Raw genomic sequence first — 21,498 nt, forward strand, 5'->3', positions numbered from 1 at the left:
GCCGGCACCTTCCGTGGGGAAGGCGCCGGCCGCCGTCGGGTTGGCCAGTCGGACTAGCTACAAGAGTGAGGCTAGGCCTTGTGAGCCGGGCGCGTCATGGTGGTGACGTCGAGGGCTTTGTCGAGCTGCTCCTCCGTCAGTTCGCCCCGCTCGAGGTAGCCGAGCGAGATGACCGCTTCGCGGATGGTCAGGCCTTCGGCGACGGCCTTCTTGGCAATCTTGGCCGCTGCTTCGTAGCCGATGAACTTGTTCAACGGGGTCACGATGGACGGGGAAGCCTCGGCGAGGAAGCGGGCGCGCTCCACGTTGGCAGTGATGCCGTCAATCATCTTGTCGGCCATGACCCGGCTGGTGTTGGCCAGCAGGCGGATGGACTCGAGCAGGTTGGCGGCCATCACGGGGATGCCGACGTTGAGCTCGAATGCGCCGTTGGTTCCGGACCAGGCAATGGCGGTGTCGTTGCCGATGACCTGCGCGCAGACCATGATGGACGCCTCGCAGATGACCGGGTTGACCTTGCCCGGCATGATCGAGGAGCCCGGCTGCAGGTCAGGGATGGAAATTTCGCCAAGGCCGGTGTTGGGGCCGGAACCCATCCAGCGGAGGTCGTTGTTGATCTTCATGAAGGAGATTGCGATGTTGCGCAGTTGGCTGGAGCCCTCGATGAGGCCGTCGCGGTTGGCCTGGGCCTCGAAGTGGTCGCGCGCTTCGGTGAGCGGCAGGCCGGTGTCGGCGGCGAGTAGCTCAATGACGCGCTCCGGGAAGCCTGCCGGGGTGTTGATGCCGGTGCCCACCGCGGTGCCGCCCAGCGGGACCTCGGCGACGCGGGGGAGGGCTGCGTTGATGCGCTCGACGCCGTAGCGGACCTGCGCGGCGTAGCCACCGAACTCCTGGCCCAGCATGACGGGCGTGGCGTCCATGAGGTGGGTGCGGCCGGACTTGACGACGTCCTTGAACTCCACGGCCTTGCGGTCCAGGGAAGCAGCCAGGTACTCAAGTGCCGGGATCAGGTCGTTGATCAGGGCCGAGGTGGCGGCGACGTGGACCGACGTCGGGAAGACGTCGTTGGAGGACTGGGAAGCGTTGACGTGATCGTTCGGGTGGACAACTTTGTCGCTCCCGGCGGAGGCGAGGGCGCGCGTTGCCAGCTCCGCGATGACCTCGTTGGTGTTCATGTTGGAGGACGTGCCGGAGCCGGTCTGGAAGACGTCGATGGGGAAGTCGCCGTCGTACTTTCCGGCGGCGACCTCATCGGCAGCGTTGGCAATCGCCTCGGCGAGCTCGCCGTCGAGCACTCCGAGTTCAGCGTTTGCGAGGGCCGCGGCCTTCTTGACGCGGGCCAGGGCCTCGATGTGGGTGCGCTCAAGCGTCTTGCCGGAGATCGGGAAATTCTCCACCGCGCGCTGCGTCTGGGCGCGGTACAGGGCGTTCACGGGGACGCGAACTTCGCCCATGGTGTCATGTTCAATACGGAACTCGGCCGTGTTCGATTCTTGGGTGGAAGTCATGGGGCTAGCTTATTGCGAGTGGCCGCTCCACCGAAAACCGGCGGTGCAACGCTACGGCAGGTTTTCGCGGAGCGGCGCCGCCCGCCGTCGTGCGTTCTAGAGGCTACCGATTCCGGAAACCAGCGCCGCGCGGCCTTCGTCCAGTTTGTAGGAAAGCCCGACGACGGCGGTCCGGCCCTCGTCAATCGCGGCGGAAATCACACGGGAACTGTCCGCCAGGCGACTGGCCGTCTGCTTGACGTGCTCCACCACCATCTCGTTGACGTCCGTCTGGTCATTCCGGAGTGCGGTCAGCACTGAAGGGGTGATGCGTTCCACGAGGGAACGGATGAATCCACCCGGCATTTCGCCGGTCTCGACAGCGCTCTTGGTGGCTGTCACAGCACCGCAGCTGTCATGTCCGAGGATCACGATGAGTGGGACGTGAAGCTGGCTGATGCTGTACTCGAGCGAGCCCAAGACGGCGTCGTCGATCACCTGACCGGCGGTGCGAACCACGAAGGCGTCGCCCAGACCGAGGTCGAAGATGATTTCCGCGGCCAGGCGGGAATCCGAGCAACCGAAGATCACTGCGAAGGGATGCTGGTCCTCCACCAAGGAATGCCTCCGGGAAGCGTCCTGGTTGGGGTGCCGGGACTCCCCGGCGACGAATCGTTCGTTTCCTTCGCGCAAACGGCGCCAGGCAAGGGCAGGAGTCAAGTAGGTGGCCACGGCGCTACTTTACGGCTTTTGGGTAGCCGGTTGCGAAACTGTTTCGCCCGGCTTCGTGCTCGCGTCCGGCGAAGCAACGGGAGCTGCATCCACTGCTTTCACGACGGCGGCGGCCAAGGTGGAGAACTCGTCGAGTTCCGCGGTGCCGCTCAGGATGACGGTGGTGCCGCGATAGTTCAGGACCATGCTGCGGTTGCCCTTGGCTGTGTCATGGAGCTCCCAGTCGTGGCCGCCGGCGCTGCGCGTGCCGGTCACCGGGGCGCTGCCGGTCTGCTGGAAAATCCAGGTGGGATTGGCCTTGCGGGTCTGGACAATCCCGATGAATGCTTGCTTGGGAGTGACGTAGCCGACCTCCCAGGTGGGTACGCCGTCGCCGGTTCCGGAGTTCCAACGGGCGTAATTTGGCCTGAATGTGTCGCCTGTATTGGGTGCTACCGGTGTGAAACCCGCCACATCTTTGGCGTTGGCCGACGTGGCGGCCACATCGACATTGGGCCGGTATCCGTCGCTCTTGGGTGCCGGGTTCATGAGGACGATCGGCAGGAAGGCCAGCACGCACACAAACAGTGCGATGATCATGCCCATCACTGAGGCGTTGGCCCTTTTGGCGGCTTTCGCCGCGATAACGGGCTTGACGGCGGGCTGACCGGCGTCGCCGGACACAGTAGGTCCGGTGCCGTCACTGTCGCCATCGCTCGAGGGGAAGGCGGCAATTGCTTTGTCCTGCGTATCACTCACGCTTCAATAGTCCCTTATCCCAGCGGCTAATACACATCGGGCGGCCCGCGCAAGGGGCGTTCCGGGACTCGGTCATCCCATGACTGCGTGGCATTGCCCCGACTATGATCTTTTGTAGGGGAATCATCCAGGCCACCAAGCGTGGCCATTCCTGGTCCCACGAATCGCATCGAAGAAGAGGTTCACGTGTCTCCAGCGCCAATGTCCCAGAAGTATTCCACGCTCTCGCCCTCGCTCGCAGTCGGAACCGATGAACCGGACCGCAACCTGGCCCTCGAACTTGTCCGCGTCACTGAGGCCGCGGCCATTGCCGGCGGTCACTGGGTTGGTTTCGGCGACAAGAACAAGGCCGACGGCGCCGCCGTCGACGCCATGCGTTCGTTCCTCCACACCGTCCATTTCAACGGCGTCGTTGTCATTGGCGAGGGTGAGAAGGACGAAGCACCCATGTTGTTCAACGGCGAACACGTCGGTGACGGTACCGGACCGGAGTGCGACGTCGCCGTCGACCCCATCGATGGAACCCGCCTGACTGCCTTGGGCATCAACAACGCCCTCGCCGTGCTGGCAGTGGCCGAACGCGGCACCATGTTCGATCCCTCCGCTGTGTTTTACATGGAGAAGCTCGTCACGGGCCCCGAGGCCGCCGACATGGTGGACCTGCGTCTGCCCGTAAAGCAGAACCTGCACCTGATCGCCAAGGCCAAGGGCGTCAAGGTCAACCAGCTCAACGTCATGATCCTGGACCGCGACCGTCACCGTCCGCTCGTGGAGGAAATCCGCGAGGCCGGTGCGCGCACCAAGTTCATCATGGACGGCGACGTCGCGGGCGCCATTGCGGCGGCACGTTCCGGCACCGGTGTCGACGCCTTGATGGGTATCGGCGGCACCCCGGAAGGCATCGTTGCTGCATGTGCCATCAAGTCCTTGGGTGGTGTGATCCAGGGGCGCCTGTGGCCCACCAGTGACGACGAGAAGCAGAAGGCCATCGACGCCGGGCACGACCTCGAGCGGGTCCTGTCCACGAATGACCTCGTCACGAGCGACAACTGCTACTTCGCGGCCACCGGCATCACCGACGGCGACCTCCTCCGGGGCGTGCGCTACTCCAAGGACAAGGTCCTGACCCAGTCCATCGTGATGCGGTCCAAGTCCGGAACCATCCGCTTCGTCGACGGCGAACACCAGGCCAGCAAGTGGGAAGGCTACGCCCGCAAGTAAGCCGCCCTCCCGCCGCTCCGCGCGAACTGGCAGCAGATGCCCTCTAAATCCTGATTTGGAGGCATTTGCTGCCTGTTCGCGTTAACGGGCTGAAATCCGTCCTGTGGATAACTCAAATTGGGCCTCCCATCCGGGCAAGAATTGAGCATGTCCAGGACCCCGATGCCTCCGCAGCTCCCGAATGGCTCCTTCCCTGCGGCGGCCGCTGAGAGCCTCGGCCTCAGCCAGAAGCAGTTGCGCCGGGACGGCATCGTCACGGTGTCGCGGGGACTGCGCCTGCCGATGCACAGCACAGGGACCGTTGCGGAGCACTTACGGGGTTACACCGAGCTTGACGCCGAATGCTGCCTGACTTACGGGTCCGCGGCGAGGGTCCATGGCATCAGTTTGTCGGCGCCCCTCGACCAGGAACTGGCGGATCCACCTCGCCCGTTCCGCTGAAAATTGGAAGCCGCGGAGACGAAACGTGGTGGGCCACCAACTGACGTTCAAGCCCGGTGAAGTAATAGTGTTCGACGGCGTCCGGCTCACCTCGCCTGCGCGGACGTGGCTGGACTTGGCCCAATTGATGACAATCGACGGCATCGTGGCGGCGGGCGACTCGATCGTCGTCGAGCACGGCGAAAATCATCCCAGGCCGCGCAAGGCCTTGGCGTCTGTTGAGGATTTGAAAGCGATGGTGGCCGCCCATCCGGGAATGCGCGGAGTCCGTCAGGCCAGGCTGGCCCTCGATCTCATTCGAGTCGGTGCGGATTCACCACGGGAAACGCAGATGCGTCTCCTCTTGGTGCAAGCAGGTCTGCCTGAACCTACCCTTAACCACGTCATATTCAACACCTGGGGCGCCCCTGCTGTGTGGCCGGATGCCGCCTACGTCAAGGAACGGATAGCCCTCCAGTACGACGGGTGGCATCACGGCGAACCCGAGCAATACCAGAGAGACATCAAACGTCAGGCTTTGACCGAACGGCTCGGTTGGCGCGAACTCCGGATCTACCACGATGATCTGCTGGGGTTGCGGCCGGAGGTCGTGCGAAAAGTCAGGTGGGCGCTTCGCACCGGCCGCGAGTTGCGCGAGCTGGCAGCAGATGCCCGCAAAATTGGATTTTGAGGGCATCTGCTGCCAGTTCGCGCGGGTGTGGGGGAGGAGCTCGCGCAGGGTGGGGGAGGAACTCGCGCAGGGGGTGGGGAGTTAGCGGAGTTTCTCGCGGAGCTTCCGGGCTAGCTGGTAGGCGCTGTAGCGAAGCTTGTTGACGGGGAGGTCCCACGTGCCGGGGTAGGCGATTTCGCGGCCGCCGAAGGACTTCTTGAACGCGGTGAATCCGGCCCACTTGTGATCGGGTTCGCCCTCGGGAGCCACGCCCCACAAGTCAACGTGCTTCAGTCCCTTGTCCTTGGCATCTGCCATGAGCGTGACGAGCAAAGGGATGCCCGCGCTGAGCTTGCGGTGCGTGTCATCGAGCGCCGCGTGGGCATAGGTACGGGTGTCGGCTGAGTCATACGCGAGGGCGGCCGCAATGGGCTCGCCTTCGAGTTCGGCGATGAACAGGGTGCCGGCACCAGCCGGCATGAGGGACCGGGCAACAGAGCTCAGATAGTCGTCGCTCTGCGGCTTGAAGCCGTTGCGCGCGGCGGTCATGTGCAGAAAATTGAGGAGCACCGAGATCTCTTCAGGATCCTGCGAGGACCGGAACGTGACACCCTTCTTGTGGATGTTGCGATAAAGATTGCGGTTGGTGGGCTTCATTCCCGCCAGGACGTCCTTGAAATCGCCCTCCAAGTCAACAATCCAGCTCAGTTCCGGCTGCTGGTTGGACGGCGCGGGCTGCAAGCCGCGCGCCCGCAGTACCGCATCGCCGTCGGCGGCTTCGAACCCGGCGGTGACGGGTTCCATCCGGATGAATACCGCATGGCTCCGGCGCGCGAGCGAACGAAGCGAATCAAGAGCCGCGTCGAAGGCCTCGAGCGATTCGGCCACGGGCCCGTAGGGAGTGTAGATCACCTTGCCGGCGGGATTCTTTTCCTCCACGGCGAGGAAGCGCCATCCGGGTCCAGACTCCTCGTGCACCGTGCGGCCAAGGGAACGCTGGAAAGACGCCCACGCGGGCGTCTGCAGGAAGTACTCCACCGATCAGTTCCCCAGCCCCGTTGTGACGGCAAACGCGACACTGGTTGCCTCGGCTCCGGCCACCGGGTGCACCATGACGGGCTCCTCGGATGCCGGAATGAAGGCGCTGCCGCCGCGCGCTACGGGGAGTTCGCTCTTGGGGGAGTCGAGCACCACTGAACCGGAGACAACCACGACGACGGCGGGACCGGCCTGCGCCAGCGGCACCGGTTCAGCGCCCGGAGCCAACTCGATGCGCTGGAGCTGGAATTCCCGGAACGGTGGCACGTAAAGCTCTTGGCCAAAGCCCGAGGTCCGCGGCTCAATGCGCGGCACGCCGAGGGCTTCGAACTCGATGGTCTTGAGGAGTTCAGGAACGTCAATGTGCTTGGGAGTGAGACCGCCGCGAAGCACGTTGTCCGAGGCTGCCATCACTTCCACGCCCAGGCCCTTGAGGTAGGCGTGGACGTTTCCGCCGGGCAAGTACACGGACTCGCCCGGGGCTAGGAACACAAGGTTCAGGAGCAGCGAAATCAGGACGCCGGGATCGCCCGGGTATTCGCTGTTGATGCCTGTCAACGTGGTGAGCTCCGCGGCGTGCTGACCCATGGGCGCGCCTGACTTCAACACGGAGACTACTTGCCCGGTGGCCTCCGAGACGGCATCCCCGCCCGTGATCAAACGGGTGAACGCGGCCTTGAGGGCGGCGGGCTCGTCGGAATCGGACAGGTCCGCGATGACCCCGCTGATGACCTCCGGAAGGTCGACGGCGGCCAAGTCCAGGAGGGTTGCGAGGTGCTCGAAGATCCGCTTCGAATCGACGGCCGGACGGAAACCGCAGAGGGCCTCGAACGGTGTCAGCGCGAAGATCATTTCGGGCTTGTGGTTGTCGTCGCGGTAATTGCGCTCAGCTGCGTCCGCTGCCAGACCCGCGGCGTTTTCCTTCGCGAAGCCTTCCCGGGCCTGCTGCAAACGGGGGTGCACCTGCAAAGACAGAGGCTTGTCAGCAGCAAGAAGTTTGGTGAGGAACGGCAAGCGGGGACCGAACTCGGCCACGCTGGTTTCTCCCAGGAAATGGGCGGGATCCACGTTGATCAGGGCATCCAGGGCAACGGAGGATCCGTCCGGACGGGTGGCCATGGAAGGCGAGTCGGGGTGCGCACCGATCCACAATTCAGCCTCCGGGCCGCCCGATGCGGGCCTTCCGAGAAGGGCGGCGATCGCCGTCGTCGATCCCCAGGCGTAGGGGCGAAGAACGTTCTCAAGCTGGTACACGGCAGAGGGTCCTTGTCATTGCGGGCGGGTCACTGGTGGGAACAGGCAGCCCCTTAGTGGCTGCTCCGGGCGGAGACGTTGGCAGTGGAGAACACTTCGGCCACTTTATCGCGGAGCCTCGCCCCTTTTTCGGTGGCCGTGTTATTGAGCTCCTGGGCGAAATCGAGCAGCTCGCCGCGGAGCCGGACCGCCAGTTCATCAGTTCCGGAAGCGAGGATTCGCACGGCCAGAAGGCCGGCGTTGCGGGCGCCGCCGATCGAAACCGTAGCCACGGGAACGCCCGCGGGCATCTGGACGATGGACAGCAGGGAGTCCATACCGTCAAGCGTTTTCAACGGCACCGGGACACCGATGACGGGTAGCGGTGTGACCGAGGCGAGCATGCCTGGCAGGTGGGCTGCGCCGCCTGCTCCGGCGATGATGACCCGGATGCCACGTCCGTGCGCCTCCTGGCCATAGCTGATCATTTCCGTCGGCATGCGGTGGGCGGAGACGACGTCGGCTTCGAAAGGGATGCCGAATTCGGCCAGGGCATCAGCCGCAGCTTCCATCACCGGCCAGTCGGAGTCGGAGCCCATGACGAGGCCTACGATCGGGGCGGCGTTTTCGGCACTCATGCGGTCTCCTCGGTGGTGGTCTCGGCCGGCATGCGGCCGTCGCGAATAATGTCGGCCACCACGGTGGCACGGTGTCGGAGGGAATCGAGGTCTGCGGCTGAAGTCCCGACGAGGTTCACATGGCCGATCTTGCGGCCGGGGCGCACGGATTTGCCGTAGCAGTGGACCTTGGCGGCAGGCTCGTAGGCGAGGGCCCTGGGATACGCGCTGAAGAGGTCCTGGTTTGCGCCGCCGAGGAAGTTTTTCATGACCGCCACTGCCCCCAAGGCGTCAGTCGCCCCCAGAGGGAGGTTGAGGACGGCTCGCAGGTGCTGTTCAAACTGGCTGGTGACCGAGCCGTCTTGCGTCCAATGGCCGGTGTTGTGCGGCCGCATGGCGAGCTCGTTGACCAGGAAGCCGACGCCGACGCCGGGGGTTTCGAAGAGCTCCGCCGCCATGACACCCGTGACTCCGAGTTCGTTCGCGATCCGCAGCGCTGCCTCTTCGGCGGCCGCGGCCACCTCCACGGGAATGTCCTGCGCCGGCGCTATGACTTCGTCGCAGACGCCGTCCACCTGGACGGTGTGGACAACGGGCCACGCCCGGGATTCGCCGTCGGGAGTTCGCGCAACGAGTGCGGAGAGTTCGCGGCTGAACTCGACCTTAGCCTCCGCGAGGAGCGGGCTCATGCCCTCGAACCAGTCCGTGGTGGTGCGGGCGTCGTCGGCGGAATGGACGATGCGCACGCCCTTGCCGTCATAGCCGCCGCGGGGGGTTTTCAAGACGATCGGCCAGCCGATCTGCTCGCCGAAAGCCACCAGGTCCTCGACGCCGTGGACGGCAGCCCACGCGGGGTTGGGAAGCCCGAGGCGGTCGATCGCGGCGCGCATCACGAGTTTGTCCTGCGCGTGCACCAGGGCATCGGGCCCGGGCTGGACGTTAACGCCCGCCTCGATCAGCGCCCTCAGGTGCTCCGTGGGAACGTGTTCGTGATCGAACGTCATCACATCCAGGCCCCGGGAGAACTCGAGCAGGGCCGCAAGGTCCTTGTAGTCGCCGACCGGTGCCGTTGCCACGGCCTGGACTGCCGAAACGTCCTCACCTTCAGCAAGGACACGGAGTTCGAAGCCAAGTGCGGTTGCGGCCGGGGCCATCATTCGTGCGAGCTGGCCGCCGCCCACCACGCCAATTACAGGAAAAGTCACAAGGTTCAGCCTACCGAACTGGGGGCTGGTTCCTTGATTCCGCAGCAGCGGCTGCCCGGCTGGATCCCGTTGGAGCGCGACGCGAGGCCTTTCTCACGGGAAGATTCGGCAAGCTTCAAGGAAACGGGGCTAAAATGGTGACTCGGCCCATCGGCCCCTTAGAACTACGGCCATGGAGGGTCATGATCAACACACTTGCAGATCGCTTTCGCGGGCTCGCCTCGCTTTTTTGGCGCGAAGTGGCCAAGTTCGGCGCTGTTGGCGGTGTTGCGTTCGTCATAGACAACGGACTGACCTTCTATCTCATGCACGGCCCGATGTCCGACAGCGAGGCCAAGGCCCGCTTCGTCGGCGCCACCGTGGCCACGGTGTTCTCCTGGGTCGCGAACCGTTTTTGGACCTTCCGCCACCGCCGCCAGGACAACGTGGTGCGCGAGTTCGTGATGTTCATCGTCATCAACGGCATCGGCATCGGTATTTCCACCGGCTTGACCGCCATCGCCAAGTACGGCATGAACATCCAGGACAAGAACGTCCTCTTCGCTGCCGGCGTCGTTGGCATCCTGGTGGCGACCGTGGTGCGCTTCTTTGCCTACCGCTTCTGGGTGTTCAACAAGGAACTGGATGAGGAGCTGGCCTTCTCGCATGACCACGAACTCATCGAAGCCCACCGTCGGGCAAAGGCCACCCGCCCCGGCGCCGGCTTCGACGCCGGTTCGGATGAAGGCGAAGAAGTAGTCAAGCGCCCGTGACGCGCTCGTTGTCCAGCAGGTGCTGGGTAACGTCAACGTCCGGATGAACCAGTACCACTGAGCCGTCTTCCTTCCAGGCACCCAGTGCGTCGGCGAGGGCTGACTCCAACCCGTCAGCTGCGCGAACCAGCAGCCGGACGCCGGCCTCATGGTCCTTCGCAAAGCCGTCCAGAAGTTCACTGTGCGCATGCCCGGTTTCGGAACGCCGCAGGGCAGGCAGGGCAGCGTCGGCTTCCGCATGCGCCATGAACACGTCGCCATGGGAGCGGACTTCTGCCGCATAGTCCACGACGCCGACCGGGAGGTCTCCGGGCCAGCTCATCGCGAGTGCCGCGAGCGGAACGGCGACGACGGCGTCAAAGTCGGCGCCCGCACCGACGTCGGGGGTGTCCGTGACGAGAAGATCCGCGCCCCCGCCATCGAGGACCAATTCCATGCCCAATTGCCAGCCTGCCAGCGCCCATACAAGGGACTTCCAGTGGGCCGGCAGGTCCAGCCGCAGGCTCATGCCCGGCTCGGCGTCGAACTCGTCCTGAAGAAGGTTGCTGGTCTTGGCGACCCAGTTGTCCAAGACCCGGCCGGAAAGTTCTACGCGCTCGGCGTCCGGTCCGTCCCAGGTCAGGCGGGGCGAAGTGGCGTGTCCGGAGCGCAGGGCTGCCATGAGGTTCGTTGCGGGGGTGCTCATGGTTTACATCCTGCCACGGGGCATTCTGCGCGTCGTCGGTCGATGTGAATTGCGCCACTCCGAGCGGCAAGGCTGCGAGCCCCGACCCTTCAGGGCGCGAATGATTTCCCTGAAATTCAGCGGAAATTCATCTTAAGTGATTCGACGCTTCCGTTTTTCCCGGGAACGCGCGGGCGCGGCGAAAAAATCCCGGGCGTGGCGCGGCGGGAGTTAGTGCAGAAAGTTGATTATTATTCCGGCGCGGCTTGACGGCTTGGTAGTTACACGCGTGTAATTAGATATCGAACGCCGCTGCGGGAGTATCGGGTACATAACCGAGTACCGAATGAGCACGGCAGCAGCTGCAACATCAGGAGAGGCGCCATGGGGCAAGCGTTGCGTATCCAAGAAGATGCAGTCGTCGCGGAATATGCGTCGGTCAAGTACCGATCGCGGGAAGTTCCGGGGGATTGGTATGTTGATCCGGCAGATCCGCAGGCGGCGGACCGCTATATCGAGACCACACGGGAGTCGCTTGAAAGACCAGGCTACGGCCCTTCTTGCTGCCCACGAGGCTCTCGTGGGGGACTCGCCGGTAGATCCGGAGGACGATCTCGACGATCCTCCCATGGAGTTGCGCCGTCCGCTCGATACCCCGGCCCAGCCGGTATGGATCGGGCTCCCGGGCCAGGGGAACTTCGACGACGAAGGCGAACTTGGTTGGCAGACGGACGCTTTGTGCGCCCAGACGGACCCAGAAGCTTTCTTCCCTGAAAAGGGCGGATCGACGCGGGATGCCAAGAAGGTTTGCGGTGCGTGCAACGTGCGTTCGCAGTGCCTTGAATACGCACTCGCCAACGATGAACGTTTTGGTATTTGGGGCGGACTCTCCGAGCGTGAGCGCCGCAGGCTGAGGAAGCGAGCGGTCTGATTCTCAAGGCAGTACACGTTACCGCCGTCGTCGTTTCGCACGACGGCGGTAACTACCTGCCCAGAACCCTGGCGGCTCTGCTGGACCAAACGCGTCCGGCAGATGCCGCCATTGGCATTGATACGGGCTCCCGGGACAAGTCCGCAGCGTTGCTGCGGCGGGCGCTCGGCGAGGCCAACGTCACCAGCACCGGCGAAACCAAAGTGGGTTTCGGCGCGGCCGTCACAGCGGGACTCGCCCGCTTGGCCCCTTCGAGGGGCCCACGCGCTGCGGAGGAGTCCGGCACCGTCGAGTGGATCTGGCTGTTGCACGACGACGCCGCTCCCGCCCCGGAGGCACTCGCCGAGTTGCTTCAGGCAGTGGAGCGCGCTCCGTCGGTCACCGTGGCGGGCTGCAAGCAGTTGGCCTGGGACGCTGAACGCAGACTCGTCGACGCCGGGCTCTCCACGAGCCGCTGGGCCGAACGCCTGACGCTTATTGAGGCCGATGAACTCGACCAGGGCCAATACGACGGACGCACTGACACTTTCGCTGTGAATTCAGCCGGCATGCTGATCCGGCGCGACGCTTGGGAACATCTGGGCGGCTTTGACCCCGCGCTTCCTGGCGTGGGAGACGACATCGATTTCTGCTGGCGCAACTGGCTTGCGGGCAACAGGGTTGTGGTGGTTCCGGCGGCGCGCATGTTCCATGTGGAGCACCGCCCTCATGGCCTGGCGACACCTGCTGCCGCGCGCAAGAGCCAAATCCATCTAAGGCTCACGCACGCCGCCCCCTGGAAAGTTCCCCTCCATGTACTCGGCGCATTGCTTGGTAGCGTCGTGCGTCTCATCTTGAGCATCCTCGTCAAGGAGCCGGGCTACGGGATATCCCAGCTCGGTGCGACGCTTGCTGCCCTCGGCCGGCCGAGGGCCATCTGGCGGGCCCGGAGGAACGCGGCCCGCACGCGGCGCGTCCGACGCTCAGTCATCAAGGGCTTGCAGACTCCGCGGCGCGAGGTATCGGCTCACCGGCGTTCGCTCGTCGAAGCGATTGGTGCAGACGAATTCCAGGAAGCCCAGCAAGCCCAGGATTCCCTGGCCCCGGAACCGAGCGGCGATGCCGGCGATGACTTCGCGGCTCTCGCGACGAATGAGCGAGGCTGGGTTGGCGGCGGTGCGGTGGCTGCCGGATTCATTGCCCTGGCTGCATCGATCGTAGGACTGCTGGGCCTTCTGGGTGCTAGCGGGGTGATTGGGGGCGGACTCCTGCCGTTGTCTACGGCCGGCGAGATCTGGCGGTCAGCTTCCAGCTGGTGGATCAGTTTGGGTGCCGGCCTGCCCGGGCACGGAGATCCGTTCGCATATGTCCTGTGGCTCGTGTCAATGCTTGGAGCCGGCGATCCGAACACGGCCATGGTGTGGCTGTTGTTGCTGGCCATGCCGCTGTCCGGCCTGCGGCGCCTGGTTTGCCGCTGGAGCGTTGACCACGCTGCGCCGTTACCGTTTCATGGCTGCGCTGATCTGGGCCGGAGCGCCAGCGCTCCAAATCGCCTTGAACCAAGGAAGGGCCGGAGCGCTTCCTGGCCCACATGGCGATGCCCCTGCTGGTCCATGGCTCTCTTGCGGGCTACGGGATCGGCGCTCGGCCGCGCTACCCTGACGCAGACTACTTCGAACAAGACCAGCGCGAACCAGATCCGCTCGAACCAGATTCGCGGAAACCGTATCCAGCCGGCCGCCTCCGCCTCCGCCAGCGCCAAGCCCCTGCCCGGCAAGCCCGGTGTCAACGGCACGCCGTCGTGGACGGCTGCTGCCGCGGCCGGTCTGGTGCTGGCTGTTGTGGCGGCATCCGCGCCGTCCCTGCTCCTCCCGCTGGCAGCCCTCATCGTGTTTTGCGGTGTCGCCATGGGGCGGCGTGGACGGACTATTTGGTGGTCGTTGCTTCCGAGCGCGGCGCTCTTTGCGCCGTACGTCCTCTCCGTCCTGGAGCGTCCCCGGGCCATGCTGGCTGATCCAGGCCTCCCGCTGGGCTTCGACGCCGCACCGTTGTGGCAGCAATTGCTGGGTCAACCCCTGAAATTCGACATCAACGGTGGACTGGCCGGCCTGGCATTGTTCGGCCCCTCGAGTGTGCCGTGGGCGTTGCTCCTTGCACTGCTGCTCGGCGCGCCGGTCCTCCTCTTGGCCGTCGTAGCGCTCTTTGTGCCCGGGCGGCGCTCCCGGGTCACCCGTTTCCTCTGGGCAGGTGCCCTCCTTCTTTTGGCTTGGGCTTGGCTTGTTGGGCACGTGGCAACAGCCGCCAATGGCAACCTGCTCGTGGCCCCTTTCACAGGGCCTGCTGTTTCTGCCGCCGGCTTCGCCGGTCCTGGGTGCTGCGCTGATCGGAGCCGAAAACCTCCTTCAATTGACGGCCAAGGCAGAAGGCGGAAGGGCAGTCCGGTATGTCGCGTTGCGCATAGCGTCCGCGGTGGCGACTCTTCTCCTCATCGCCGGGCCTCTGGTGAGCATGGGCGTATGGGCAACACAGAATGTCTTGGCGTCGGCAGTCACAGGCTCCGGGACCACGGCCGCACTGGGCACGGCACGGCTGGTCCAAGCAGCGGGGCAGGGAACGCTTCCCGCCACTGCCGTCGACCACGGCCAAGGACCCGAACAGACGCGCACGCTGGTTATCACCGCCGGTGATAACGGCGGCTATACGTCATCGCTGATGCGAGGAGCCGGTACCACCCTGGATTCGCTCTCGACGGTGGCTGCCGCCAATTCCATTGTGGGAACCCCGGCCAGGAACGCCTTGTTGCTGACGACGACGCCACTGCGTCCATCCGGAACGCCGTGGCCACCATTGTCGCGGGTACCGGTGTAGACCCGCGGCCAAGCCTTGAGCAGCTCGGCGCCGGTTTCGTTGTCCTGAAGTCAGCCGATATTGCTGCTCAGCTGACGGCCAACCGGATCGATTCCGTTCCAGACCTGGTGGCTGTGGGAAAGACGGATTCCGGGTGGCTGTGGCGCGTAACGCCGCTGAACCAGGCCGCAGCCGCCGACGCCGAAACGGCGCACCGCGTCAAGGTGGTCGATGCCAAGGGTGCGGTTGTTGCCCTCCTGCCCTCCATCGGAACGTCAGTCAAGGGGAGTATCCCGGGAGGCCAGGACGGGCGGCTGGTGGTGCTCGCTGAGCGCGCAGATGCCGGCTGGAGCGCTTGGCTGGATGGCCGTCCCCTCAGCCCGACCACGGCTGGATGGGCCCAAGCATTCACTTTGCCGGCGGCCGGCGGCCAGGTCGAGATCCGTTACACCAGTGTTTGGGATCCTTGGCTCAGCATCCTGCAGGCCGTTGTCATCGGATTGACTGTTCTCTTGGCCATTCCCATGCCCGCCCGCAGGCCGAAGACCGGCCTCCGCAAGGAACAAAACTCTCTCCGTAAGGAGTACAGCAGTGTCTGACAACAAAGACCGGGGGCCAGAGGGCCACCCGCTGGCACCAGAAAAGGCGTCAGCGAAGGCCCCAGAACAGGCCACAGTAAAGGCACCTGGGCAGGCGTCAGTAAAGGCACCAGCGAAGGCACCCGAGCAGGCGTCAGAAAAGGCGCCAGCGCCGGAATCATCCGAGCGTTCGAAGGTCGCCTCCGCCCGGCGTCGTAGCGAGGAGCCAAGGACCCGCGGGCAGCGCAAAGCCGGGAACAAAAACAAAGCAGGGAACAAGAACAAAGCCGGGAACAAAAACAGGGGCGCGGTGTTGGGCGTCCTTTCCGCGGTCGTGCTCCTTGCGGCCGGGGCCGGCGTGGTCTCGGCGGCATCCATCATGCCGGCGCCGTCGGGAAACAAAGCGCTGGACATGTCCTTTGCCAATGTCCCGGCGGGCAGGACAAACGCAGTGTGTCCGGCACCGCCCCGACTCCCTGAGGGAACCGCCGCGGGTACTGACACCCAGTTCAGCCCTGTGTCCAAGTCAGCCAAGAGCTTCCTGGATGCGGTAGTGCTCAGTGACGCCAGCGGATCCGTTCCCGGAAGCAGCCTCGCCTCTTTGAACGGCTCACCGATCGCCGAAATCGCGAAGGCTCCTGCCGCCGTCCAAACACCTGCTCCCGGGCCTCCCGTCCTTAACGCGGGGGTCGTGGCACAGCGGCCAGCGGCAGATGTCACCGTGGTTGGCGCGGATCCCATCAGCGGCCAGAGGGCCGCCGTCGCGGGCCTGATGAGCTACACGGCCAGCGACGGCGATCTCCGCGGGCTGGCTGCCGCACCTTGCGAGCAGCCCGTGAACGACGCGTGGCTCGTCGGTGCAGGCACGGCGCTGGGCCGCACAGCGGTTTTGAACGTCAGCAATGCATCGGGCACGCCGGCCACCGTCAATCTTGACTTGTTCGGCGCCCGTGGCCAGATCCAAGCCGCGGACAGCCGTGGCTTGCTGGTTTCGCCAGGAACAACCCGGTCCATCAACTTGGCCGGACTGGCCCCGAACGAGGGCCAGCTCTCAGTGCACTTGCGCAGCAGCGGAGGGCCGGTGGCGGCAAGCATCCAGGAGAGCGTCCTCCGCGGACTGACGGCTGGTGGTGTCGAGCTCATTACCCCTGGTGCGGCTGCGGCCGATTCCCAGGTGATGACCGGCGTAGACATCCAGGATCCGGCCGCCGTGAAGTCGCTCGCGGACAAAGCGGGTTTCTCCGACGTCGTTCCCGCGCTGCAGATTACCGTCCCCGGTCCCGCGGATGCCGTGGTGGATGTGCGCTTGTTCGGGCCGAACGGCCAGCGGGCCTTGTCCGGCGGGGGAGCGGTCACCGCAAAAGCCGGTTCGGTTACCCAAGTGCCGCTTACGGGTGTCCCCGCGGGCATGTACACCGTCAGTGCAACCTCGGACGTTCCCTTTGCCGCGTCCGCCCGGGTGACCAGGGGACTTAAAGCCGAGGATCCCGTTGACTTCGCGTGGTCTCCCGCTGCGGTCCGCTTGGGCAGCCAGCACGTGGTGGCGGTGCCTCAAGGCGGCACGCGCGCCCTCAGTTTCGGCGTGCCGGCTGGCCGGGCCACCGTGAGTTACACCCCGGTGACCTCGGACGGCAAGGTGCACAAGACGGAAACCGTGGATATCGCCGGGGGAACCACCTCGGTCATCGGAGTTCCGGAGAAGTCAGACGGGGCTGCGATCTCGGGCTACATTGTCTCGGCGGCAGGCGACGCGGCCTACGGCGCGCTGGTACTTGGCCAGAGCGAGCAATCAGGGATTTCGGTGCTGACCATCCAAGACGGTGCGGCCGGCCATGAAAAAGTACAAGTGACGCTCGGCTACTGAGCCCCGTTTGGCCTACTGATAACGACGGCGATACACCGGGTCCAGGGTCTCTGGCGGCACTCCGAGCATCTCGGCGGTGTACTCGACGACGACGTCGTGAACCAGATCCTGGAGGTCTTCCCGGCCGGCGGTGGTGTGCTCGACGACGCGCCGATAGATCGTGATGACCGGCCCCAGGCCTTGGGCAGCCGGGGTGTACGTGCCGAGCGGCGCGGCGGTGCCTTGGGCCACCAGTTGCTCGAGGTTCGGTGGGATCTCCTCGACGGCGAAAGCGACGCCGTCGAGCCGCTTGCCCCACATATCCTGCAGCCGTTCCGCGGAATCCAGCACGAGGTCATCGAACCGCTCCGAACGCGTCCGGTAGCCGGGAACGTTGGGAAGCATGATTTCGCCGCGCAAACCGCGCCCATGGCGGTTTCTGCGGCGCTGCCTGAAGCCGCGTGCGGAAGTACCCGCCGTCGTCGTTTCCTGGCTGTCCTCGGTGTCAGACAAATGGACTGTGAAGCCCGGAACGTGGTGCTGTGACTGCATACATCGACTCTAGTCCCGTGGTTCCGGCAACGCGACATAATGCCCGCTAAGAGGCAATGCACCGCGCCGCGGCCAAGAGCGGCTAATCTGGGATGTTGTGGGTGCAATTCGTCAGTGTTCCAGATCAGCGTGCCGCCAATCCGCGGTGGCTACTTTGACGTACGTCTACGCCGAATCCACAGCAGTGCTGGGTCCCTTGGCCATGTACGCCGAGCCCCACTCCTATGATCTTTGCGCGCAGCATGCTGAGTCGCTGACGGTACCGAGGGGCTGGGAAGTCATGAGGCTCGCGATGCCGTCCTCTCCACCGCAGCCCGGGCCGGACGATCTCCTCGCCTTGGCGAATGCGGTTCGCGAGGCCGCGTCAGCCCCTGCAGCACCGGAACAGCGCACCGTCCGCGCGCCCTTTGACGGGCCACCCCCGGCCGATGGAACACGGCGTCATCTGCGCATTCTCCGCGATCCGTCCTGATCTTCCCGGGATGCCCCGGGAATCCTCCGGCGCCGTGCGCGGTGCGCCGCTGCTCCCTTTGTGACGATGTCGCAGTGGCACGTTCCTTGTGACAACGCGCCCTGTCCCGCCGGGTTGTACTCTGGAAGCTGCATATCAGTCCACAGCGGCGTCCAAGGGATGCCATCCAGGGAGCTTCAAAACATGCCAAAGGTCAGTCCTGAATTGTTGTCCATCCTGCGTTGCCCCGTGACTGGGTCCCCGCTGGAACAGGACGGCGAGGAACTTGTCTCGACTGTCGCGGCCGCCTCGGGTGAGAAACTCCGCTATGCCATCCAGGACGGCATCCCCTTGCTGCTGCCCCCGGAGCTGTTGGCAGCAGCCAGCGCAGCTGCCTCCGACCAGCACGACGGACCCCTCAGCGCCTGAGCCCGCCTGACGTCAACCACCCGGTACTTCTAAGGACTTCCATGACTTTCGACTACAAGGTTGCAGACATTTCCCTGGCCGAAGCCGGTCGCCACCAGATCCGCCTGGCCGAGCACGAAATGCCGGGACTCATGTCGCTGCGCGCCGAGTTCGGACCGAGCCAGCCGCTCGAGGGCGCACGCATTGCGGGATCCCTGCACATGACCGTGCAGACCGCGGTGCTCATTGAGACGCTGACGGCCCTCGGCGCCGAGGTCCGCTGGGCGTCCTGCAACATCTTCTCCACGCAGGACGAAGCCGCCGCAGCCGTCGTGGTCGGAAAGGGCACCGTTGAGGATCCCCAAGGTGTTCCCGTTTTCGCCTGGAAAGGCGAGACCCTCGAGGAATACTGGTGGACTGCCGAGCAGATCCTCAGTTGGCCGGGCGCGGACTCGAACCCGGAGTTGGGCCCCAACATGATTCTCGACGACGGCGGCGACGCCACGTTGCTGGTCCACAAGGGCGTCGAATTCGAAGCCGCGGGTGCGGTGCCGGCTGCCACGGAGAACGACCCCGAAGAATACGCACTCATCCTCGATGTCCTGCGCAAGAGCCTTGCCGCAGACCCGGAGAAGTGGACCCGGATCGCTGCCGGCATCCGCGGCGTGAGCGAGGAAACCACCACGGGCGTGCACCGTCTCTACCAGCTCGCCGAACAGGGCAAGCTTCTGTTCCCTGCCATTAACGTCAACGACTCGGTGACCAAGAGCAAGTTCGACAATAAATACGGCATTCGGCACTCGCTGCCGGACGGCATCAACCGTGCCACGGATGTCCTCATGGGCGGCAAGGTCGCCGTCGTCTGCGGCTACGGCGACGTCGGCAAGGGCGCTGCTGAGGCCCTCCGCGGCCAGGGTTCCCGCGTCATTGTGACCGAGATCGACCCCATCTGCGCGCTCCAGGCCGCGATGGACGGCTATCAGGTGGCCAAGCTCGATTCGGTGCTGGAACAAGGCGATATCTTCATCACCACCACGGGCAACAAAGACGTCATCATGGCTCCGGACATGCTCCGCATGAAGAACAAGGCGATCGTTGGCAACATCGGCCATTTCGACAACGAGATCGATATGGCCGGCCTCGCCAAGCTCTCCGGGGTCCAGAAGGTCGAAATCAAGCCGCAGGTTCACGAGTGGGTTTTCCCCGCATCCGATGGCCGGACCGAACGCTCCATCATCGTGCTGTCCGAAGGGCGACTCCTGAACCTGGGCAACGCCACCGGCCACCCCTCGTTCGTCATGAGCAACTCGTTCGCGAACCAGACGATCGCCCAGATCGAGTTGTGGACCAAGAAGGACCAGACTGGCTCTGGCCCCGAGGACGAGCGTGAATATTCGAACCAGGCTGATGTGCTGCCGAAGATCCTGGACGAGAAGGTGGCCCGTTTGCATTTGGATGCCTTGGGCGTGGAATTGACCGAGCTCAGCAAGGATCAGGCTGAGTATCTGGACCTTGACGTTGCCGGGCCATACAAGCCGGAACACTACCGGTACTAAGAACACCGGCGGGGGGCGCGCTGACCGGCATGCTCCCAGCCAATATCAAGCCACGCCCCTTAGAATGCGGCTGGGAATGTGCGTTGTGGGGGCGTCAGTTATTGGGGGACGGGATTTTTGGAGAAAGCGAATATGGGTCATCATCCTGACGGCGAGGACGTGGACGATTTCGCGCCCCTGGACGAGTTCGGCAACGTCGACGCGAGCGAAAGCTCTGACGCCAACGAAAGCTTCGACGCCAACGAAAGCTTCGACGCCACGCACGACGGCCACGCTGTCTACACGGACAAGAAGCGACGCCGGTTCCGCAAGGCGGCCTGGATCGTGGTGGTCTGCCTCGTTGCTGCGCTCAGTGGTACATTCGCGGCCGTGGCGCCGCACGCGGCCAGTGCAGCAATCGAGTCCGAAGGATCGGCGGGGGAACGCAGCCAGGCGGCTGCGGTGCTGCCCGTCGTCAAGCCCGCTTCGGTGGTTGCCTCACCCGTCAGCGGTGCCAAGCAGGTGAATCCCGCTGCCCCCGTCACCATCGCCGTCAAGGACGGAACCCTGGACAGGGTCTCGTTGACGAGTACTAAGGGAACAACGGTCGACGGTGCGTTGACTCCGGATGGCCTCAGCTGGACCGCGTCCACGCCCCTCGAATTCAACTCCTCTTACACGTTCAACTACACGGTTGCGGATGCCGCTGGCCGCGCCACGTCAAAAACCGAGTCCTTCACGACGGTTTCCACGCAGAACGAGGCCGACGCTGCCATGTACCCCTTGGACGGGTCCAAGGTGGGCGTTGCGCAGCCGCTCCAGCTCACTTTCAGTGAACCGGTGGTCAACAAGGCCGCCGTCGAGGCTGCCATCAAGGTCACCTCCACGTCCGGGCAGGCCGGTGCCTTCCACTGGTTCAGCGACACCATGGTGCGCTACCGTCCGGAGAACTTCTGGGCAGCGAACAGCACCGTCACGGTGGACCTGAAACTGTTTGGTGTGGATTTCGGCAATGGCCAGATCGGCAACTTCAACAGGACGAACACCTTCAAGATCGGCGACAAGAAGGTAGCTATTGCGGACGCAGTTTCCCACACGTTCACTGTCAGCATCAACGACCAGCAGGTGGGCGAATGGCCGGACACCATGGGTGACACCAGGTTCCCTTCCGCTCGCGGCTACCTGGTGCTGATGGAGAAGTACCGGGTGGAGCACATGGATGCGTCGACTATCGGACTCAAGCCGGGGGACCCCGCCTATTACGGGCAGCTTGACGTGAACTACGCAACGCGTTTGACTCCCAGCGGTGAATTCATCCACCAGGCCACGGACTCGGCACTGCCATACATCGGTGTCACAAACCTCTCCCACGGATGCGTGGGATTGGGACCTGACGGGGCGAAGTGGGTCTTCGACAACATGGGCACCGGAGACGTCGTCCAGGTGGTCAACACACAGGGTGACTACGCCAACTTCGACGACGGTTTTGGCGACTGGAACATCCCCTGGGCGCAGTACGCCAAGCGATAGGCGTCCTCAGCCGGCGTTCATCGGGACGCCTCCGTTTCCCCGGTAGAATTGGCGGGTCAGTCTTGGG

General features: G+C 64.5%; 18 protein-coding genes and 2 pseudogenes. 11 read left to right on the top strand and 9 right to left on the bottom strand.

Going from position 1 to position 21,498, the window contains the following annotated elements:
* Positions 1-71: 71 nt before the first annotated feature.
* The 3 genes from ACF0H6_RS18685 to ACF0H6_RS18695 form a co-directional block, all read right to left on the bottom strand.
* A complete protein-coding gene (locus tag ACF0H6_RS18685) occupies positions 72-1,508 on the bottom strand; it encodes a class II fumarate hydratase (protein WP_395250968.1) in 1,437 nt (478 codons plus the stop codon).
* A gap of 96 nt (positions 1,509-1,604) precedes the next feature.
* The gene (locus ACF0H6_RS18690) at positions 1,605-2,219 is read right to left on the bottom strand and encodes a carbonic anhydrase (RefSeq protein ID WP_395250969.1); all 615 of its coding nucleotides are present in this window, start codon (positions 2,217-2,219) and stop codon (positions 1,605-1,607) included.
* Positions 2,220-2,228: 9 nt separating this feature from the next.
* A complete protein-coding gene (locus tag ACF0H6_RS18695) occupies positions 2,229-2,957 on the bottom strand; it encodes a DUF4245 domain-containing protein (RefSeq protein WP_395250970.1) in 729 nt (242 codons plus the stop codon).
* Positions 2,958-3,158: 201 nt separating this feature from the next.
* Here ACF0H6_RS18695 and glpX point away from each other — a divergent pair, with 201 nt between their 5' ends.
* The 3 genes from glpX (at position 3,159) to ACF0H6_RS18710 (ending at position 5,289) form a co-directional block, all read left to right on the top strand.
* Positions 3,159-4,178 carry a class II fructose-bisphosphatase gene (gene glpX, locus ACF0H6_RS18700; protein ID WP_395250971.1) on the top strand — a complete coding sequence of 340 codons (1,020 nt, stop codon included), beginning with the start codon at positions 3,159-3,161 and terminating at the stop codon, positions 4,176-4,178.
* 147 nt (positions 4,179-4,325) lie between these two features.
* A complete protein-coding gene (locus tag ACF0H6_RS18705) occupies positions 4,326-4,619 on the top strand; it encodes a hypothetical protein (RefSeq protein WP_395250972.1) in 294 nt (97 codons plus the stop codon).
* 25 nt (positions 4,620-4,644) lie between these two features.
* Positions 4,645-5,289, top strand: coding sequence for an endonuclease domain-containing protein (locus ACF0H6_RS18710; protein WP_395250973.1), 645 nt, complete (start codon positions 4,645-4,647; stop codon positions 5,287-5,289).
* 81 nt (positions 5,290-5,370) lie between these two features.
* Here ACF0H6_RS18710 and ACF0H6_RS18715 read toward each other — a convergent pair whose 3' ends face one another.
* The 4 genes from ACF0H6_RS18715 to ACF0H6_RS18730 are packed head-to-tail and all read right to left on the bottom strand — an operon-like array spanning position 5,371 to position 9,361.
* Positions 5,371-6,306 carry a lipid II:glycine glycyltransferase FemX gene (locus ACF0H6_RS18715; RefSeq protein WP_395250974.1) on the bottom strand — a complete coding sequence of 312 codons (936 nt, stop codon included), beginning with the start codon at positions 6,304-6,306 and terminating at the stop codon, positions 5,371-5,373.
* 3 nt (positions 6,307-6,309) lie between these two features.
* On the bottom strand, positions 6,310-7,560 hold the full coding sequence (gene manA, locus ACF0H6_RS18720) for a mannose-6-phosphate isomerase, class I (RefSeq protein ID WP_395250975.1): 1,251 nt from the start codon (positions 7,558-7,560) through the stop codon (positions 6,310-6,312).
* Positions 7,561-7,613: 53 nt separating this feature from the next.
* Positions 7,614-8,177, bottom strand: a complete 564-nt coding sequence (gene purE / locus ACF0H6_RS18725; RefSeq protein ID WP_395250976.1) for a 5-(carboxyamino)imidazole ribonucleotide mutase — start codon at positions 8,175-8,177, stop codon at positions 7,614-7,616.
* Complete coding sequence (locus tag ACF0H6_RS18730; RefSeq protein ID WP_395250977.1) at positions 8,174-9,361, bottom strand: 5-(carboxyamino)imidazole ribonucleotide synthase; 1,188 nt, start codon at positions 9,359-9,361, stop codon at positions 8,174-8,176. Before ACF0H6_RS18730 ends, purE begins: the two co-directional genes overlap by 4 nt.
* 182 nt (positions 9,362-9,543) lie before the next feature.
* Between ACF0H6_RS18730 and ACF0H6_RS18735 the strand changes: the two genes are divergently transcribed.
* Positions 9,544-10,113 carry a GtrA family protein gene (locus tag ACF0H6_RS18735; RefSeq protein WP_395250978.1) on the top strand — a complete coding sequence of 190 codons (570 nt, stop codon included), beginning with the start codon at positions 9,544-9,546 and terminating at the stop codon, positions 10,111-10,113.
* Here ACF0H6_RS18735 and ACF0H6_RS18740 read toward each other — a convergent pair.
* A complete protein-coding gene (locus ACF0H6_RS18740; RefSeq protein ID WP_395250979.1) occupies positions 10,100-10,798 on the bottom strand; it encodes a TIGR03089 family protein in 699 nt (232 codons plus the stop codon). The two genes, ACF0H6_RS18735 and ACF0H6_RS18740, sit on opposite strands and share 14 nt — an antisense overlap.
* 363 nt (positions 10,799-11,161) lie before the next feature.
* Here ACF0H6_RS18740 and ACF0H6_RS18745 point away from each other — a divergent pair.
* From ACF0H6_RS18745 to ACF0H6_RS18755, 3 genes and pseudogenes are all read left to right on the top strand, one after another.
* A pseudogene (locus tag ACF0H6_RS18745) lies at positions 11,162-11,708 on the top strand (WhiB family transcriptional regulator).
* Positions 11,708-15,133: pseudogene (locus ACF0H6_RS18750) on the top strand (glycosyltransferase family 2 protein). The pseudogenes ACF0H6_RS18745 and ACF0H6_RS18750 overlap by 1 nt, the downstream one beginning before the upstream one ends.
* A complete protein-coding gene (locus ACF0H6_RS18755; protein WP_395250980.1) occupies positions 15,126-16,976 on the top strand; it encodes a DUF5719 family protein in 1,851 nt (616 codons plus the stop codon). Before ACF0H6_RS18750 ends, ACF0H6_RS18755 begins: the two are co-directional and overlap by 8 nt.
* Before the next feature lie 12 nt (positions 16,977-16,988).
* On the opposite strand, the gene ACF0H6_RS18760 is transcribed toward ACF0H6_RS18755, so the two are convergent.
* A complete protein-coding gene (locus tag ACF0H6_RS18760; protein ID WP_395250981.1) occupies positions 16,989-17,507 on the bottom strand; it encodes a metallopeptidase family protein in 519 nt (172 codons plus the stop codon).
* Positions 17,508-17,604: 97 nt separating this feature from the next.
* Between ACF0H6_RS18760 and ACF0H6_RS18765 the strand changes: the two genes are divergently transcribed.
* The 4 genes from ACF0H6_RS18765 to ACF0H6_RS18780 all read left to right on the top strand — a co-directional run bounded on the left by ACF0H6_RS18765 (position 17,605) and on the right by ACF0H6_RS18780 (position 21,431).
* Complete coding sequence (locus ACF0H6_RS18765) at positions 17,605-17,979, top strand: DUF3499 domain-containing protein (protein ID WP_395250982.1); 375 nt, start codon at positions 17,605-17,607, stop codon at positions 17,977-17,979.
* 183 nt (positions 17,980-18,162) lie between these two features.
* Positions 18,163-18,387 (top strand): Trm112 family protein, encoded by a 225-nt coding sequence (locus tag ACF0H6_RS18770; protein WP_395250983.1) that lies wholly within the window; start codon positions 18,163-18,165, stop codon positions 18,385-18,387.
* 41 nt (positions 18,388-18,428) lie between these two features.
* Positions 18,429-19,922 (top strand): adenosylhomocysteinase, encoded by a 1,494-nt coding sequence (ahcY, locus tag ACF0H6_RS18775; protein ID WP_395250984.1) that lies wholly within the window; start codon positions 18,429-18,431, stop codon positions 19,920-19,922.
* Positions 19,923-20,054: 132 nt separating this feature from the next.
* Positions 20,055-21,431 (top strand): Ig-like domain-containing protein, encoded by a 1,377-nt coding sequence (locus tag ACF0H6_RS18780; RefSeq protein WP_395250985.1) that lies wholly within the window; start codon positions 20,055-20,057, stop codon positions 21,429-21,431.
* Positions 21,432-21,498: the final 67 nt, after the last annotated feature.

Origin of the sequence: Arthrobacter sp. NA-172, assembly GCF_043952055.1 — a bacterium.
GTDB lineage: Bacteria > Actinomycetota > Actinomycetes > Actinomycetales > Micrococcaceae > Arthrobacter.